The organism is Methylomonas sp. BW4-1 (assembly GCF_052474385.1).
In genome coordinates this window covers 3,092,072-3,106,512 of record NZ_CP184125.1, presented here as the reverse complement: position 1 = coordinate 3,106,512, position 14,441 = coordinate 3,092,072, and the positions used below count along the sequence as shown (strand labels likewise).

The window sequence follows — 14,441 nt, the reverse complement described above, 5'->3', positions numbered from 1 at the left end:
GGTTTTCGAGAAGCAAATGATAAATCACTTGAGCCGAATGGTTTTGTTTGGAACTTTGGCGTTGCTGCTTGGCTGCGGATACCATCTGCGCGGTTCGATAGAGATGCCGGAAGTGCTGAAAAACATGTATGTGTTTGGTGCTTCCACGCCGCTTCAGGGTGAGCTGCAGTCCATCATGAAGGCATCGAAAGGCAAAATAGTGGGTTCTCCCAATGATGCCGGCGTGGTGGTCAAGGTGCTTAGGGAAGACATGCGTAACCGGGTACTGACCATCGGTTCAACCGGTAAATCCAGCGAGTCCGAGCTGGAATATTATCTGCGCTTTCAATTTTTCGACAGCAAGGAAAATGCGCTGATGGACGAGCAAGTGATCGAAATATCCAGGGAGTTTTTCAACGACCAAACGGCGGTACTGGCGAAAGGCAACGAAGAACAATTGATTCGCAACGAAATCTATAAACAAGTGGCGCGGATGATATTGGCCAGAGCCAGGATAGCCGTCGATACGCAGAAAAAATAAGTATGCGTTTAAAGCTTGACCAGTTGACCGCTGCCTTGCAGAAAGAGCTGGCACCGGTTTATCTGGTGAGCGGTGACGAGCCTTTACAGCTTGGTGAAGCGGCCGACGACATTCGGCGTGCGGTCTCGCACTGCAGGCTATGCCACCCGCGAAGTGATTGCCATCGATACCGGTAACGAGTGGCCGCAATTGACGCTCGAAGCCGAATCCCTTTCTATCTTTTCCGACAAAAAACTCATCGATTTGCGCTTGCCTTCCGGCAAGCCTGGGTTAGAAGGCGGCAAAGCCCTAAGCGCGTATTGTCAGCGTCCGCCCGAAGATACCGTATTGCTGATCACGTCCGGCAAACTGGATAGTGGGGCCCAGAAATCGCAATGGTTTCAGGCCTTGGATAAAATTGCAACCGTCATCCAGGTCTGGCCATTACAAGGGCCGGAGTTGTTGCACTGGTTGCAGCGCCGCGCGGAGCGGAAGGGCATGCATCTTGACGCGGAGGCGTTGAAAAGCCTGGCCGTGCGAGTCGAAGGCAACTTGCTGGCCGCGGCTCAGGAGCTTGAAAAACTATATATCTTGCACGGGGCTAACCGTATCAACAAAGCCATGGTTGAGGGCGATGTGGCTGACAGCGCTAGGTTCGACGTGTTTAAGTTGATGGATGCTTTGTTGTCGGGCAAGGTGAATCGATCCGTTAAAATTCTTGCCGGGCTCAAAGCGGAAGGCGTCGCAGCGCCGGTGGTGTTGTGGGCTATCAGCCGCGAAGCCCGAACCCTGGTTAGTATCAAGACTGAATTGAAACGCGGTGGTAACCCGGATGTTCTCTACAAAAAATATCAGATATGGGACAAGCGCAAGCAGTTGGTGCATGAGGCCATGCAGAGGTTGAAGAGCAAGGAGCTACAGGGTATTTTGCAAGCCAGCGCCAATGTGGATTGCCAAATCAAAGGCCATATTGCCGGAGATGAATGGGAGGGCTTGTTTAGGATTTGTTTGTTGTTTTCGAAGGGCTCAGGTATCCGCGCAGTGGAATATTAAAGCTACTGTCCAAAAGAAATTTGAGCGGTAGCTTTAAGATGGAATTGAATGCCTTAACCAGTGATTTTTTTACGTTTGCCGGTACTGAGTAAACCAAGCAAACCGCTACCAAATAACCATACGGCGGTTGGTACGGGTACCGCTGTCAGTTGCATGTAACCGTCGGATACAAATTTTTGACCGTCTGCATGTCCCTGAACGCTGTTAAAGTTAACACTTTGCAGTCCTTTAGTGGTAATGGAAAAGAATGCGTCTGCACCGCCGATTGTATTTGGACTATACACAGCCTGGTCGGAACCCGATGCCGCACCAGCAAAATTCAGGGTTAGTTCTTGGCCTCCAGTACCTTTGAACAAACTGCCGTTTCCGGAGTTTATACTCCCCCAAAGAATTCGTTGTGAGTTAACGTCAGAAAAACCGGTGTCGTTGATGAAGCTGTGATCAGGAGTAGTGTCAAAATACAGTGCTACGTCGCCTGTCATGTTGTCCACCGACTGGGTATTACCGTCGATGCTGTTGGAATAGTTACCAAAAAAATGAGCAACCGCAGTCAATTCATAAGTTGATCCAAGATTACCGTTTGAGACGCCAACGAAGCCTAGGTCGTGTGACCTCACATAGGATTGATACCAACCCTCTACCGTTCCAGATGTGGCACTATTGGGTGTGAATTTTATCATGGCGGCGCCAGGGGCAAAGTCGTAGCTGTCAAACGGTCCAACTGCGGGTCCTTCATCGCCGGCAGCGTTTGGTGCTAACTTATAATCTGCAGTACCAACCCATTGTGTACTCGCCATCGCAGCAGGGGCGGCAATAACCAGTCCTGCCGTTAAAATTGCATTTCGCTTGAGATGCTTGCTTAAAGTTTTACTGCTCATTGCTGTACCTCATAAAAGTTAGATTGTATTCCCCCAAAATGCGGTTATAGCTGATTTTGTGAACCAACACAAATTACAGTTCTATTACTGAAACTCCCCGAATGGGCTTTCAGTTTAGTCGCAATGGAAAGCGTAAATCATCTGAGCCGGGGCTCACTACAAATTCGTGTGCAATGTTCAATAAAAACAGCGTCCTGCTTGTACAAGATTTTTCTGGAAAATGCCCGCTAGAAGTCGTGGGAAGCTTGATAAAAGCCGGTTGTTCTAAAAAGCAAATGATCGACGATACACTGAATCGTCGGAATCTTTACGCCGGGTGTTCTGGGGCAATTAATGATTTCCCAAGGTGTCGATGGCGACGATTGTTGGTATTGTTGTTAAATGGGCCCAAAATGACGAAGCCAGGAAATTTGGCGGCGTTACTAAACACAAACACCAACGCAACTGCAGCCATTTTGTTTGAAAGACTATCCGTTAATCGTCTTAGAATCCGTCACAATAGCCCGGATCATTTTTTTCATGCAAAGTAAACCCCTTATCCCACAGGAAGCCCTCAATGCCTGCTTGGTACGCAGATAATTCCCAATCGATAGGCAGGACGCCTTTAGTACGGATCAATCATATTAGCCAAGGATTGAACGCGACCTTGTTGGTGAAAATTGAAGGCCGTAATCCTTCTTATTCGGTGAAATGCCGGGTCGGTGCGGCGATGGTCTGGGCGGCGGAGCGTCAAGGCCTGTTGACGCCGGGCAAGACTTTATTGGAAGCCACCAGCGGTAATTCCGGTATTGCATTGGCTGCGGTGGCGGCTGCGCGTGGCATTCCGATCACATTGACGATGCCGGACAACATGAGCCAGGAGCGCCGCACGTTGTTGTTGGCGTATGGCGCGAACCTGCGGTTGACCGATGGCGCGCTCGGCATGCGCGCGGCGGTGGAGCAGGCCGAGGCGATTGCCGCAGCGGACCCTGAGCATTATCTATTGCTGGAACAGTTTAAAAACCCGGCCAATCCGGCGATACACGAACAAACCACCGGCCCCGAAATTTGGCGCGATAGCGGCGGTCAGGTCGATATTTTCGTAGCCGGCGTTGGCACCGGCGGCACGATTACCGGTGTGTCGCGTTATCTGAAAAAGCATTGCGGCAGGTCGGTACTCAGTGTCGCAGTCGAGCCGGCGGGCAGCCCCGTATTAAGCCAGACTCGCGCCGGGTTGCCTTTGCAAGCCGCGCCGCATGGCATTCAAGGTATAGGCGCCGGCTTTGTGCCGCAGAATTTAGATTTGTCGTTGATCGACTTGATCGAGCCGGTAGAAGACGCTGAAGCCATCGCTTATACACGACGCCTCGCCAAGGAAGAAGGGATTATGGCCGGTATTTCCAGCGGTGCGGCGCTTGCGGTTGCCGTTCGTCTGGCCAAGCGTTCGGAACATGCCGGTAAACTCATCGTCGCAGTGCTCCCGGATTCCGGTGAGCGCTATTTGAGTTCGTCGTTGTTTGGTGAATAACGAGAGCCTGCTGTCTATGCGAATAAGAGGGGGCGTTAAAAGTGGCCAGATTGGCCAACTTAAATCGGGAGTTAAAGCTAGTAAATCTGGTTTGGTGTTACGGTTTCTGCTTCAATAGCCCATTTTTGGCAAGAATGACGCATGAACTATTTGACGATTTTATCCGCGCTGGCCGGGGGAGCCATGATTGGGCTGGCCGCCGCTTTGCTGTTGTTTACCCATAAGCATACCGCTGGGATTTCCGGCATCGCCGCAGGCATGTTACCGCCTTGGAACGAGAGCAGTGTCTGGCGCGGCTGGTTTCTGGCTGGCCTGCTGGCGAGTGGGCCTCTTTATCGCTTAAGCGGTGCAGACATTACGTTGGATTTGGCAGCCTCGCCTGGTTTGCTGGCAATTGCCGGCCTGCTGGTGGGTTACGGCACCCGGCTAGGTGGCGGCTGCACTAGTGGGCACGGTGTTTGCGGTATCGCCCGCTTGTCCATGCGATCCATCGTCGCGACGCTGACTTTCATGCTGACAGCCGGCATTACGGTATTTATTGTTCGGCATCTGCTCTAAACCGGAAATTCTCGATGAAAAATACTGTTTATTTATTTGCCTACGGGCTGTTGTTTGGGCTGGGCTTGATCGTGGCTGGTATGAGCAACCCAGCCAAAGTCTTGGCTTTTCTGGATGTAGCGGGGGCGTGGGACCCCAGTCTGGCCTTGGTGATGGCTAGCGCCTTATCGACGTTGGGGCTGGCGCGTTATTTGATGCATCGTAATAACGACGCGGCGGACTGCGAGCAAGAGCCTTCGGCTATCGTGCCGGCCGGCGTCGATGCCAAACTGATTGCCGGAGCGGCGATATTCGGCGTGGGCTGGGGCTTATCGGGTTTTTGTCCGGGGCCGGCTTTATTAGGATTGAGTGCGGGCGTGTTGGGTAATTATGCGTTTGTTGCGGCGATGTTTGCCGGGTTTTGGTTGTTTCGCTTATTGCATCAACGCTAGGTAAGTGGCGGTCTGATGGGGGTATAAAGCGCTAGCGGATGGGTAAAGTGGTAAATTTGATGCGCTCGGTTTTGGCAAACATAGTACACACCGCTTTTTGGTTTTACGCGGTCATGTTCCCGTTAAATGCCTTTGCGATTGATGGGTTTACGCAGGTGCGGGTGGCGATGGCTGGTATCGACCAGCCTGGGGCATTCTGCGAAGACTTTAAACTTTCCACACCGCAAGCCAAAAGCGTTTTGCGCAAAGCCAGACCGATAACTTCGGCGGAATATCTGGAAAGCTATCCCTATCTACCTTGTTACGTGCAAGGAACCGCTAATTTTCACGGACGCCTCAGTAAATGGACGATCCGTGCCGGCGGTAATATTTCCGTCACCCAAGACGATGGGGTGGAATTTTATTTGGGGTGCAAATCCTGCGCGAAAAGTTTTGGCTCAAGCCGTTAGTGTCTCTACAAACGGAGGCGTTTGATCGTTAGCCTAAGCCGACAATATAGATGCCAATTTCGCGTCAGCCGGGTCTACGGGCCAATCTGCGGCATCAACAGAATCCAATGGCAAATTGCGGACTTCAGCCTGCCACTTGCGGATGAATTTGCCGTCCGGATCATAAAGCCGGGTTTGTTTTTCCAGATCAAAATGCCGCTGGCCGCGCGGGTCCGCACCCACACCGGCCAGATATTGCCAATTTCCCCAATTGCTGGCCACATCGTAATCCAGCAATTGCTGTTCGAAATACGCCGCGCCGAAACGCCAATCCACCGCCAATTCATTGACCAAACAACTGGCGACGATTTGCCGGCCGCGATTGGACATATAACCTGTCGCGTTCAGTTGTTTCATGCAAGCGTTTACTAATGGATAGGGCGTGTAACCGTGACACCATTTTTGAAAACGTTCCGGATAAAAGCAGGTTAAAGGTTTGCGTGGTTTAATGCCACGAAACGCAAACAGCCGCTTGCCGTGCTGGAGGGCGTACCATTGAAAATACTCTCGCCAGAGCAATTCAAAATACAGCCAATAGGTGGATTCATTGGCGCCATTCTCCTCTTCGTAACGGCGCAAACTGGAATAGATTTTTCGTACCGACAGATTGCCATGGGCCAGCCAAGGCGAAAACTTGCTGGAGTTTTCCCAGCCGTCCAGTTCGTTACGCAAGTCTTTGTAACGGCTGGGGTAGCTGCTGCGAAAATACGCTTTAAGCTGTTTTTTACCGGCGGTCTCGCCGCCATGAAACGCCAACTCCGCATCGAGCGCTGAAACGGCCGGCAAATACACCGGAAAATTCAATAGCCAATCCGACTTGGGTTCAGGGTTGGGAGGCAGCGCATCGAGCGGCAGCAAAGGGTGATCGACTCGCAAATGTTCGACGCTATCCTTGAATGGCGTGAAAGACTTCGGCAATTGGGTAAAAGGCAATTCGCGCAGATTGAACAAGGTTTGCGTATCCGATTCGACAAAACGTAAGCCCGGCAAATGTTTTTGCAGGCCCTGCCATTGTTGCCGCTCCTGAAAACCAGCATGGCGGCTTCGATAAATCACCGATACACCATGCTTGGCGACTAGCCCACCGATGACTGCCAGCGGTGTTTCGTAACAAACCAGCAGATGTTGTCCAACTTGCTGAAGATTTCTATCCAGATCCTGTAAGGCTTCTTTCAAAAATCGCCAACGCTGCGCCGACAAATTAGCCATCCCGTATGGGTTGGGCGCCAACCAGGCAGGGTCCAGACAGTACACGCAAAGCAACTGATCTACGACTGCGCTGGCTTGTTGCAGGTTGGCGTTATCATGCACCCGCAAATCATTACCAAACCAGTAAAGTCCAATTCTGCGCATTGCCGTCTCGTCCTGATAAAAAATGCCGGCATGCCGCCGGCGAGAGCTGAGGTTTACAACCCTATTTAGCTGATAACAAGGCGCTGACCTTAGAATCCAGCTGTTCCGGCGTCACAGCGCTGGGGAAGGCCGCCACGCTGTTGCCGCTGCGATCAATCAAATATTTGTGAAAATTCCAGGCCGGCGCCTGACCGGTGGCTTTAATCAGTTTTTGGAAGAAACCGTTCGCTGCCGCGCCTTTCACCTGACTTTTTTCCAGCATGGGGAACGTGACGCCGTAATTGATGTAACAGACGTTGGCAGTTTTTTCCGCTTCGCTGAACTCCTGATTAAAATCATTGGAAGGAAAACCAACTACCACCAAGCCCTGATCCTTATACTTTTGGTACAAGGCTTCCAGACCCTTGAATTGCGGAGTGTAGCCGCAGTTGCTGGCGGTATTGACGGCCAGGATCACCTTGCCTTGAAACGCCTGGCAAAAATCGATTTGCTCGCTGGAACGAAGCTTGGTCATCTTGTAATTCAGCAATGCCGGGCAAGGCTCGGCGCCGGCTACCGACACGGAGCACGCCCAGAGGCTGGCGACTAAAAACGCGGTTTTCATCATGGTTCCTCCTGATTCGTTATTCTTGAGCATACCAGTACTGGTTAAAAGTCAACCTTGGCTGACTATCGCCATTAATGCGTTTGCAGCATGCCTTGCTTGACAATAAAGTCAGCGACCGCTTCCAAGCCATTGCCGGTTTTGATATTGGTAAACACAAATGGTCGTTCGCCACGCATTTTTTTGGCATCGCGGTCCATCACCTCCAACGACGCGCCGACATAAGGCGCCAAATCAATTTTATTGATCACCAATAAATCCGAACGGGTGATGCCGGGGCCGCCCTTGCGCGGAATCTTGTCGCCGGCAGAGACATCGATCACGTAAATCGTCAGGTCAGCCAATTCCGGGCTGAAGGTCGCGCTGAGATTATCCCCGCCGCTTTCCACCATCACAAAATCCAGCTCAGGCCAGCGTTCGCACAACTCGTCCACCGCCGCCAGATTCATCGAGGCATCCTCGCGGATGGCGGTATGCGGACAGCCGCCGGTTTCCACGCCCAGGATGCGCTCTTCCGGCAGCGCCTGGCTGCGAATCAAAAACTGCTGGTCCTCGCGGGTGTAAATATCGTTGGTGACCACCCCGATTTCGTAATCGTCGCGCATCCTCTTGCACAAGGCATCCACCAGCGCAGTCTTGCCGGAACCCACCGGGCCGCCGATGCCTACTCTTAAAATTTGTTTGTCGTTCATGGCTTTCCTCTCAAATATTAATAAAATCTACTTTTTTAGAATTAAGTTAATTGGCGCATTCATCAGAACCATGTGATGACCCATCCTGATTCCTGGAAATATTGATCAAGCGTGTTTTTGTCTTTAACCCAATTGTCAAAGCCATTCTTCAATTCAGGTGAACTCGAGGTGACAATTATGAAACCACCTGTGTTTTGACTATCGTCAATAATCTTGATGAACGCGCCAGTTTCATCGCCAGATTCAATCTTGCCTAACGTTCCAGTTTTTATGTTCATAACAAAGCAGTGAGTAGGTCAGGGTGCGCATAGTGCTCTCTGACAATTGCGGAATATTTTAAAGGTACGTAACCGGTCTCGCGGCAAACGTGACCTAGGTAATCGTTATATTGAGCAGCCGGAGTTTCACGACCGAAACAGCCGCGAATACTGCGTTTCGTGCCGGCTGCTGGCCAAGGCCAAACCAAAACAACTGCCGCCGATTTCATCGTCTTTCAATTGTGATGCGCTCTCGACCAAGCCCGGCAACTCGCCGGCCAGACCTTGTAACAACTGCTGCCCCGCCACCTGGCCCAGCGGTACCAATTTAATCGCGCCCAACACCTGATTTTCCAGCCAGCCCCATAAATAACCGGCTATCGCATCGGCTTTATCGATTTGCCAGCGTGTCGCCGCCAAAGCAAACAAGGTCGCCAACGTAGCATCGGGCCGTTTTTGCCAAACCTGGGCTTCCGGCATCTCTAACTTGACCAACAAGCGCGCCAGGGCCTGACCGGTTTGCCTGTCTTCGGCGCGCAATTCGGCAGTTTCGCGGTAAGCGGTCAGGGTTTGACTCCAATGCGTGACAGCCTCAATGTTATTAATCTGCCAAGCGTCGTACAGCCGCGCCAACAACGGTGCGTCGACCTTGCCTAAACCGTTGTGCAATAAACCACGCAGCCAATCGCCGGTTTGCTCGGCATTGGTTACCCAGCCGTCGTGCACCGCAGTCTCCAGCCCCTGTGAATAGCTGTACATCCCAATCGGCAAACTGGGGCTGACCAGTTGCAGCAGCCGCAGCAGGCTTAAATTAGTGACCATGACTATGGTAAGCGCCGGCTTCCGGCTCGAACGGCAGGGTGTCGTGCTCGACGGCTAAACCCAATCCGATCAGCATTTGATCCAGTACATAGTCGGTCAAAAACCGCAATTCGCCGGGCAGGATTTGCAAGGCTACGTGACGATTGCCCAAGTGATAACAAGCGCGGGCAAACAGCAACGGATCGGCGCATTTCACTACCGACAGTGGTTCCGGCGCGGCGTTGATTCGTACCTTGAAACCCTGGCCGTTGGTGAGGATTGCGCCGTGTCTCAGGGTTTGGCCCCTTGGCAGGAACACGCCGACTTGAATACCACCTTGGGTGGTAGCCGGTTGCCGGGATTTTTGCCGAGCCTCGAAGGGGAGGGTGAGGGTGTCGTCTGGGGTTTCTTCGGTTTGGGTGGTTTCGGTGAGTTTTAACATTGTTTGGTTTGGTTAGATTTTGCTTGTCACGCTGGTTCCCAAGCTCCAGCTTGGGAACGATGTCTCGAAAGCTCTAGCTTTCATTGGGTTTGTGTCGCTGTCGCGACAGATGTTTTATATGTCGGTCCGCGAACCGACATATAAAACATCTGTCGCGACAGCGACACAAAACCCCAAAAACCCAGCAAAGCTATATCCTCATAAAACTGTGAAAAACCTCACACTTCTCCAGCCAGAAAGTTAACAGAGAAACCCCTTCAGTTTCCCTAAATTATCACCGTCCCCGCTAATTACGCCGCCAGTAAGACCACAGCGTAAATGCCTAAGGACACGCTGCCCTTGAATTTTCAGGTAGGCCAATTTTTTACCCGAGAAGCAAGTACAGCGTTAACTCATCCACTCTCGTGTTTAATTTACAAAAGGTGAAGGTCATGAAAACTATCAAAAATCTGTTTCTAATGCTGTCTGTCATTACTGCTTCCATGTTTGGTGCCAGTGCGGCCAATGCGGCGACTTGTTCCGCCGGTTGGGTGAATGTCACCGGTGTTTACGAATATAACGTTAACGGTACGACATACGGTTATATCTACACCGTGCCGGAACACAACGTACTGCCAGCCTATACCAACTATTTCGTCACCTATAACAAAGAGGCTTTGATTCAGGCCAAAATGGCGCTGCAAAACCATCAAACTTACTATTTGTATGGTGACTCAGGCACTGCTGCCTGCCCAACCTCCGGCTCTTATCGCTACTTGGGTACTTTATCCTACCTGTACGAGTACTAATCGCAGCATCCGATCATGCGGAATCTTTGGTCTGGCCCATCCGACCGAGATTCCGCTCTGAGTAACATCAACCTAGGTCAAGATCATGAACAAACTTGTCTCAATACTGGGTGTGGCTAGCGTTTTTGCGAGTGGATATTTTGCCGGTCAGCAATTCCCCGGTCGCAGCGACAGCCATTCAGCGGCGCTGCCGGAGAATACCGCTTCAGTTTCCGCGCCTGTTATCGCGGTCGGCGCTAACAGAAAGCTGGATATGTCGCGGACAAACGTCCCGGTCTCTAAGGAAATTCGGTTGCCCCCTCACGAACAGCAACGGCAGGCGCTCGCTAATGGCTTGTCTCCCGAAGATGAGGTTGCGCGTAGCGAAGCCAATGCCGACTTGATTGCGTCGATGCGAGCCAACCACTTACCGGAAGAGCAGGTCGCTCAATTGGAGCAGACTCTGAAAGATCAAGAGTCCGCCACGCCCGTTCAGCCTGAAGAGCCGGTATCCGAACGAACCAACGCGGAATTGAGCGCCGAGCTACGCGAAAGCCTAAAGCAATCCGGTGCTCCGCCGGAAATCATCAATGCCATGGCTCAGCCACTCGAAGCCGGCGCAACCACCACGGACGAACCGGTTCTACCGCACAAAAACCATATCCCAGGTTCCTAGTTTTAACGGATGGCAAACACTGCCATCGCTTCAGTTGCATACAGTTTGTTTTCGGCAGGGCCACGGATGGCTCTACCGAAAACCCTGACCCTTCTCAAAACAGGAAATACCGCTGCGCCATCGGCAACACCACCGCCGGTTCGCAAGTCAACAACACCCCATCCGCCTTGACCTGATAAGTCTGCGGGCACACCTCCATCACCGGCTTGTAGTCGTTCAATTTCATATCCGCCTTACCGATGTTGCGAGTATTGCGCACCGTGCCGACCCGTTTCTGCAAGCCCAATTGCCCGGCAACACCCGCCGATACCGCCGCTTGCGGCAAAAAGATCATCGAGGTGTTGGCGGCGGTGCGGCCGAAGCTGCCGAACATCGGCCGGTAATGCACTGGCTGAGGGGTGGGGATGGAGGCGTTGGCGTCGCCCATCGGCGCGGCGGCGATCAGGCCGCCTTTGATCACCAGGCTGGGTTTGACGCCGAAGAAGGCCGGTTGCCACAACACCAGGTCAGCCAGTTTGCCGGCTTCGATGGAGCCCACTTCGTGGCTGATGCCGTGGCTGATGGCCGGATTGATGGTGTATTTGGCAATGTAGCGTTTGATGCGCAGGTTGTCGCTGCTGGCCGGGTCGCCGGTCAGTGCGCCGCGTTGTGCCTTCATTTTGTGCGCGGTCTGCCAGGTGCGGATCACCACTTCGCCGACTCGACCCATGGCTTGCGAGTCCGAGGAAATCATCGAAAACGCGCCCAGGTCGTGCAGGATGTCTTCGGCAGCAATGGTTTCGCGGCGGATGCGCGATTCGGCGAAAGCCACGTCTTCCGGGATGCTCGGATCAAGATGATGGCAGACCATCAACATATCCAGATGTTCGTCGACGGTGTTGACCGTGTACGGCCGAGTCGGGTTGGTGGACGACGGCAGCACATTGCCCAAGCCGCAAGCCTTGATGATGTCCGGGGCATGGCCGCCGCCGGCACCTTCGGTGTGGTAGGTATGGATAGTGCGGCCCTTGAAGGCGGCGAAAGTGTCTTCGACAAAGCCCGATTCGTTCAAGGTGTCGGTATGGATCGCGACCTGCACGTCGTAATCCTCGGCCACGCCCAGGCAGCAATCAATCGATGCCGGCGTGGTGCCCCAGTCTTCGTGCAGTTTCAGGCCCATGGCCCCTGCTTTGATTTGTTCTGCCAAAGCGCTAGGCAGGCTGGCGTTGCCCTTGCCGAGCAAGCCAAAGTTCATCGGCAAACCGTCCAGCGCTTTCAGCATTTGCTGGATATGCCACGGCCCCGGCGTGCAGGTGGTGGCGTTGGTGCCGGTGGCGGGGCCGGTGCCGCCGCCGATCATGGTGGTAACGCCGGAACACAGCGCTTCCTCGATCTGCTGCGGACAAATGAAATGGATGTGGGCGTCGATGCCACCGGCAGTCAGAATCTGGCCTTCGCCGGCGATGACTTCGGTGCCGGGGCCGACGATGATGTCCACGCCGGGCTGCACATCCGGGTTGCCGGCCTTGCCGATTTTGAAGATGCGGCCGTCCTTGACGCCGACGTCGGCCTTGACGATGCCCCAATAATCGATGATCAATGCGTTGGTAATCACCAAATCCACCGCGTGGTCGTTGCCGAACTGGCTTTGGCCCATGCCGTCGCGGATCACCTTGCCGCCGCCGAATTTCACCTCGTCGCCGTAGATGGTGTAATCGGCTTCCACCTCTAAAATCAAATCGGTATCGGCCAACCGTAAGCGGTCGCCAGTGGTGGGGCCGAACATGTCGGCGTAAGCGGATCTGCTGATTTTGCTCATGCGTTTGTCTCCAATGCGCCCATCACCTCGCCGCGAAAGCCGTAGACCTCGCGCTTGCCGGCAAACTCGACCAATTGCACCTCGCGCTGCTGGCCCGGCTCGAACCGCACCGCCGTGCCGGCCGGGATGTCCAACCTAAAGCCGCGCGCCGCTTCTCGGTCGAAATGCAAGGCCGGGTTGGTTTCGTAAAAATGATAGTGCGATCCAACTTGTATTGGCCGATCGCCGCTGTTGGCGACAAGGACTTTGACGGTGGCGCGGCCGGCGTTGAGTTCGATGTCGCCGTCGGCAGGGAAGATTTCTCCAGGAATCATGCTTTGCTCCTATACGATGGGGTCGTGTACGGTGACTAATTTGGTGCCATCCGGGAAGGTCGCCTCCACCTGCACCTCGGTCAAAATCTCGGCGATGCCGTCCATCACATCGTCGATGCTTAATAACGTTCGACCATAAGCCATCAACTCGGCCACGGTCTGGCCGTCGCGGGCGCCTTCCATAATGGCGGCAGAGATATAGGCCACGGCTTCCGGGTAGTTAAGTTTCAAACCTCTGGCTTTGCGGCGCTCGGCGAGGAGGGCGGCAGTGAAGAGGAGGAGTTTGTCTTTTTCTCTTGGAGTTAATTGCATGGCGTTTGTCTTGTTTTGTGTCGCTGCCGCGACGGTTGTTTTTAATGTCGGGTCTCGGCCCGACAGCCGAGGTACTTTTCTTTGGACGGCCAAAGAAAAGTACCCAAAAGAAAGGCCGCCCCATGCCGCTTTTATCCCGCGCTCCGAAGGGTTTGAACGGGGTTTTCGGAAGGGCTATCCCTAGCCCTCCGAAAACGAGCGGCATCCCTGCCGCTCCCCTGCGGGCAAATCCGCTCAAACCCTCCGGTGCTCGGCGCGGCATTAGGGGAGAAAACCGTCCGTGAAATACAAATCACGGGTTATAAAATGAGTCATCAGGCCAGTAATATGCGGTTTTTCCACAAGGATTTACAATTCGACCATTAATTACTGGTAATTGATGTAAATCTCTTGTCCATTTACCTGAAATTCCATTTAGCAATGCGTATGCGGAAATAACAGCATCCCATTCATGATCGTTATTTGTTTTAATAGGTATGCCAATTTCTTTTGACAAGAATAAATCCATGTTTAAATAATTGGATTTATAATCATATTTTATTTTGGTTAAAGCGTAATAAAGAACTTTTGGATGGGTTTCCGATAAGATTAAGTTCCTTTTGTTTTTCAAAACTTCAATAAGGACCGACATACCATTTATACCCATTGATCCAGATAGAGTGTTTGGCGACATTACACTATTTCTTACCTCGGGATATTTTTTACGAAGCCAGATATCTGCTGGCCTCCACCCGCTATCGCCGGTACACCAGCAGGACAATGTATCTACTCCAAGGCCAATAACGTCCTCATTGGAAATTTGGGACAAAATAGATTCGGCCGTATCTAATGTTTTTATTTCGATCTCTGTTGCGACATTGTCTTGTATTCTTAATAAAGCAAAACCATTCGAATTATTTCCGCCTGGGTCATAACCAATAATCGTTCCATTAATTTTTGACATAACTATTGTTTCATCTAGGTCCTTAGGATGTAATCAACGAAGCGAAACGTATCGTTCGCGACAGATGC

Annotated in this window: 19 protein-coding genes; 8 read left to right on the top strand and 11 right to left on the bottom strand. The window is 52.5% G+C overall.

Annotation, left to right across the window (positions count from 1 at the left end):
* Nucleotides 1-16: 16 nt before the first annotated feature.
* Entirely contained in the window at nucleotides 17-520 is a 504-nt protein-coding gene (locus ACH5Y9_RS14350; RefSeq protein ID WP_240348239.1) for an LPS-assembly lipoprotein LptE, read from the top strand.
* A 72-nt stretch (nucleotides 521-592) separates the two neighbouring features.
* Nucleotides 593-1,552 carry a DNA polymerase III subunit delta gene (holA, locus tag ACH5Y9_RS14345; RefSeq protein WP_445366529.1) on the top strand — a complete coding sequence of 320 codons (960 nt, stop codon included), beginning with the start codon at nucleotides 593-595 and terminating at the stop codon, nucleotides 1,550-1,552.
* Between the two features lie 53 nt (nucleotides 1,553-1,605).
* On the opposite strand, the gene pepA is transcribed toward holA, so the two are convergent.
* Nucleotides 1,606-2,430, bottom strand: a complete 825-nt coding sequence (gene pepA, locus ACH5Y9_RS14340) for a flocculation-associated PEP-CTERM protein PepA (protein ID WP_319962486.1) — start codon at nucleotides 2,428-2,430, stop codon at nucleotides 1,606-1,608.
* Between the two features lie 556 nt (nucleotides 2,431-2,986).
* On the opposite strand from pepA, the gene cysK reads away from it, so the two are divergent.
* From cysK to ACH5Y9_RS14320, 4 genes are all read left to right on the top strand, one after another.
* Nucleotides 2,987-3,937 (top strand): cysteine synthase A, encoded by a 951-nt coding sequence (gene cysK, locus ACH5Y9_RS14335; protein ID WP_445366528.1) that lies wholly within the window; start codon nucleotides 2,987-2,989, stop codon nucleotides 3,935-3,937.
* Nucleotides 3,938-4,078: 141 nt separating this feature from the next.
* Complete coding sequence (locus ACH5Y9_RS14330) at nucleotides 4,079-4,495, top strand: YeeE/YedE family protein (RefSeq protein WP_445366527.1); 417 nt, start codon at nucleotides 4,079-4,081, stop codon at nucleotides 4,493-4,495.
* Nucleotides 4,496-4,509: 14 nt separating this feature from the next.
* The gene (locus tag ACH5Y9_RS14325; protein WP_445366526.1) at nucleotides 4,510-4,926 is read left to right on the top strand and encodes a DUF6691 family protein; all 417 of its coding nucleotides are present in this window, start codon (nucleotides 4,510-4,512) and stop codon (nucleotides 4,924-4,926) included.
* A gap of 38 nt (nucleotides 4,927-4,964) precedes the next feature.
* Nucleotides 4,965-5,375 carry a hypothetical protein gene (locus ACH5Y9_RS14320; RefSeq protein ID WP_445366525.1) on the top strand — a complete coding sequence of 137 codons (411 nt, stop codon included), beginning with the start codon at nucleotides 4,965-4,967 and terminating at the stop codon, nucleotides 5,373-5,375.
* Between the two features lie 33 nt (nucleotides 5,376-5,408).
* On the opposite strand, the gene ACH5Y9_RS14315 is transcribed toward ACH5Y9_RS14320, so the two are convergent.
* The 6 genes from ACH5Y9_RS14315 to ureE all read right to left on the bottom strand — a co-directional run bounded on the left by ACH5Y9_RS14315 (nucleotide 5,409) and on the right by ureE (nucleotide 9,563).
* Entirely contained in the window at nucleotides 5,409-6,767 is a 1,359-nt protein-coding gene (locus ACH5Y9_RS14315; RefSeq protein WP_445366524.1) for a DASH family cryptochrome, read from the bottom strand.
* Nucleotides 6,768-6,828: 61 nt separating this feature from the next.
* Nucleotides 6,829-7,374, bottom strand: coding sequence for a glutathione peroxidase (locus tag ACH5Y9_RS14310; protein WP_445366523.1), 546 nt, complete (start codon nucleotides 7,372-7,374; stop codon nucleotides 6,829-6,831).
* A 71-nt stretch (nucleotides 7,375-7,445) separates the two neighbouring features.
* Entirely contained in the window at nucleotides 7,446-8,063 is a 618-nt protein-coding gene (gene ureG, locus ACH5Y9_RS14305) for an urease accessory protein UreG (RefSeq protein WP_319962491.1), read from the bottom strand.
* Between the two features lie 62 nt (nucleotides 8,064-8,125).
* Complete coding sequence (locus ACH5Y9_RS14300; RefSeq protein ID WP_445366522.1) at nucleotides 8,126-8,341, bottom strand: hypothetical protein; 216 nt, start codon at nucleotides 8,339-8,341, stop codon at nucleotides 8,126-8,128.
* A gap of 126 nt (nucleotides 8,342-8,467) precedes the next feature.
* Complete coding sequence (locus ACH5Y9_RS14295) at nucleotides 8,468-9,142, bottom strand: urease accessory protein UreF (protein ID WP_415878883.1); 675 nt, start codon at nucleotides 9,140-9,142, stop codon at nucleotides 8,468-8,470.
* Complete coding sequence (ureE, locus tag ACH5Y9_RS14290) at nucleotides 9,132-9,563, bottom strand: urease accessory protein UreE (protein ID WP_171694564.1); 432 nt, start codon at nucleotides 9,561-9,563, stop codon at nucleotides 9,132-9,134. The genes ACH5Y9_RS14295 and ureE overlap by 11 nt, the downstream gene beginning before the upstream one ends.
* Before the next feature lie 431 nt (nucleotides 9,564-9,994).
* On the opposite strand from ureE, the gene ACH5Y9_RS14285 reads away from it, so the two are divergent.
* Together ACH5Y9_RS14285 and ACH5Y9_RS14280 are read left to right on the top strand one after the other, a co-directional pair.
* On the top strand, nucleotides 9,995-10,351 hold the full coding sequence (locus tag ACH5Y9_RS14285; RefSeq protein ID WP_129871365.1) for a hypothetical protein: 357 nt from the start codon (nucleotides 9,995-9,997) through the stop codon (nucleotides 10,349-10,351).
* Between the two features lie 85 nt (nucleotides 10,352-10,436).
* Entirely contained in the window at nucleotides 10,437-11,006 is a 570-nt protein-coding gene (locus tag ACH5Y9_RS14280) for a hypothetical protein (RefSeq protein ID WP_445366521.1), read from the top strand.
* A gap of 94 nt (nucleotides 11,007-11,100) precedes the next feature.
* On the opposite strand, the gene ureC is transcribed toward ACH5Y9_RS14280, so the two are convergent.
* The 4 genes from ureC to ACH5Y9_RS14260 all read right to left on the bottom strand — a co-directional run bounded on the left by ureC (nucleotide 11,101) and on the right by ACH5Y9_RS14260 (nucleotide 14,373).
* Nucleotides 11,101-12,804, bottom strand: a complete 1,704-nt coding sequence (gene ureC / locus ACH5Y9_RS14275) for an urease subunit alpha (RefSeq protein ID WP_033158910.1) — start codon at nucleotides 12,802-12,804, stop codon at nucleotides 11,101-11,103.
* Nucleotides 12,801-13,118: an urease subunit beta gene (locus tag ACH5Y9_RS14270; protein ID WP_033158911.1), complete on the bottom strand. Its 318-nt coding sequence runs from the start codon at nucleotides 13,116-13,118 to the stop codon at nucleotides 12,801-12,803. The genes ureC and ACH5Y9_RS14270 overlap by 4 nt, the downstream gene beginning before the upstream one ends.
* A gap of 9 nt (nucleotides 13,119-13,127) precedes the next feature.
* The gene (gene ureA / locus ACH5Y9_RS14265) at nucleotides 13,128-13,430 is read right to left on the bottom strand and encodes an urease subunit gamma (RefSeq protein WP_033158912.1); all 303 of its coding nucleotides are present in this window, start codon (nucleotides 13,428-13,430) and stop codon (nucleotides 13,128-13,130) included.
* Nucleotides 13,431-13,722: 292 nt separating this feature from the next.
* Complete coding sequence (locus tag ACH5Y9_RS14260; protein ID WP_133120635.1) at nucleotides 13,723-14,373, bottom strand: hypothetical protein; 651 nt, start codon at nucleotides 14,371-14,373, stop codon at nucleotides 13,723-13,725.
* Nucleotides 14,374-14,441: the final 68 nt, after the last annotated feature.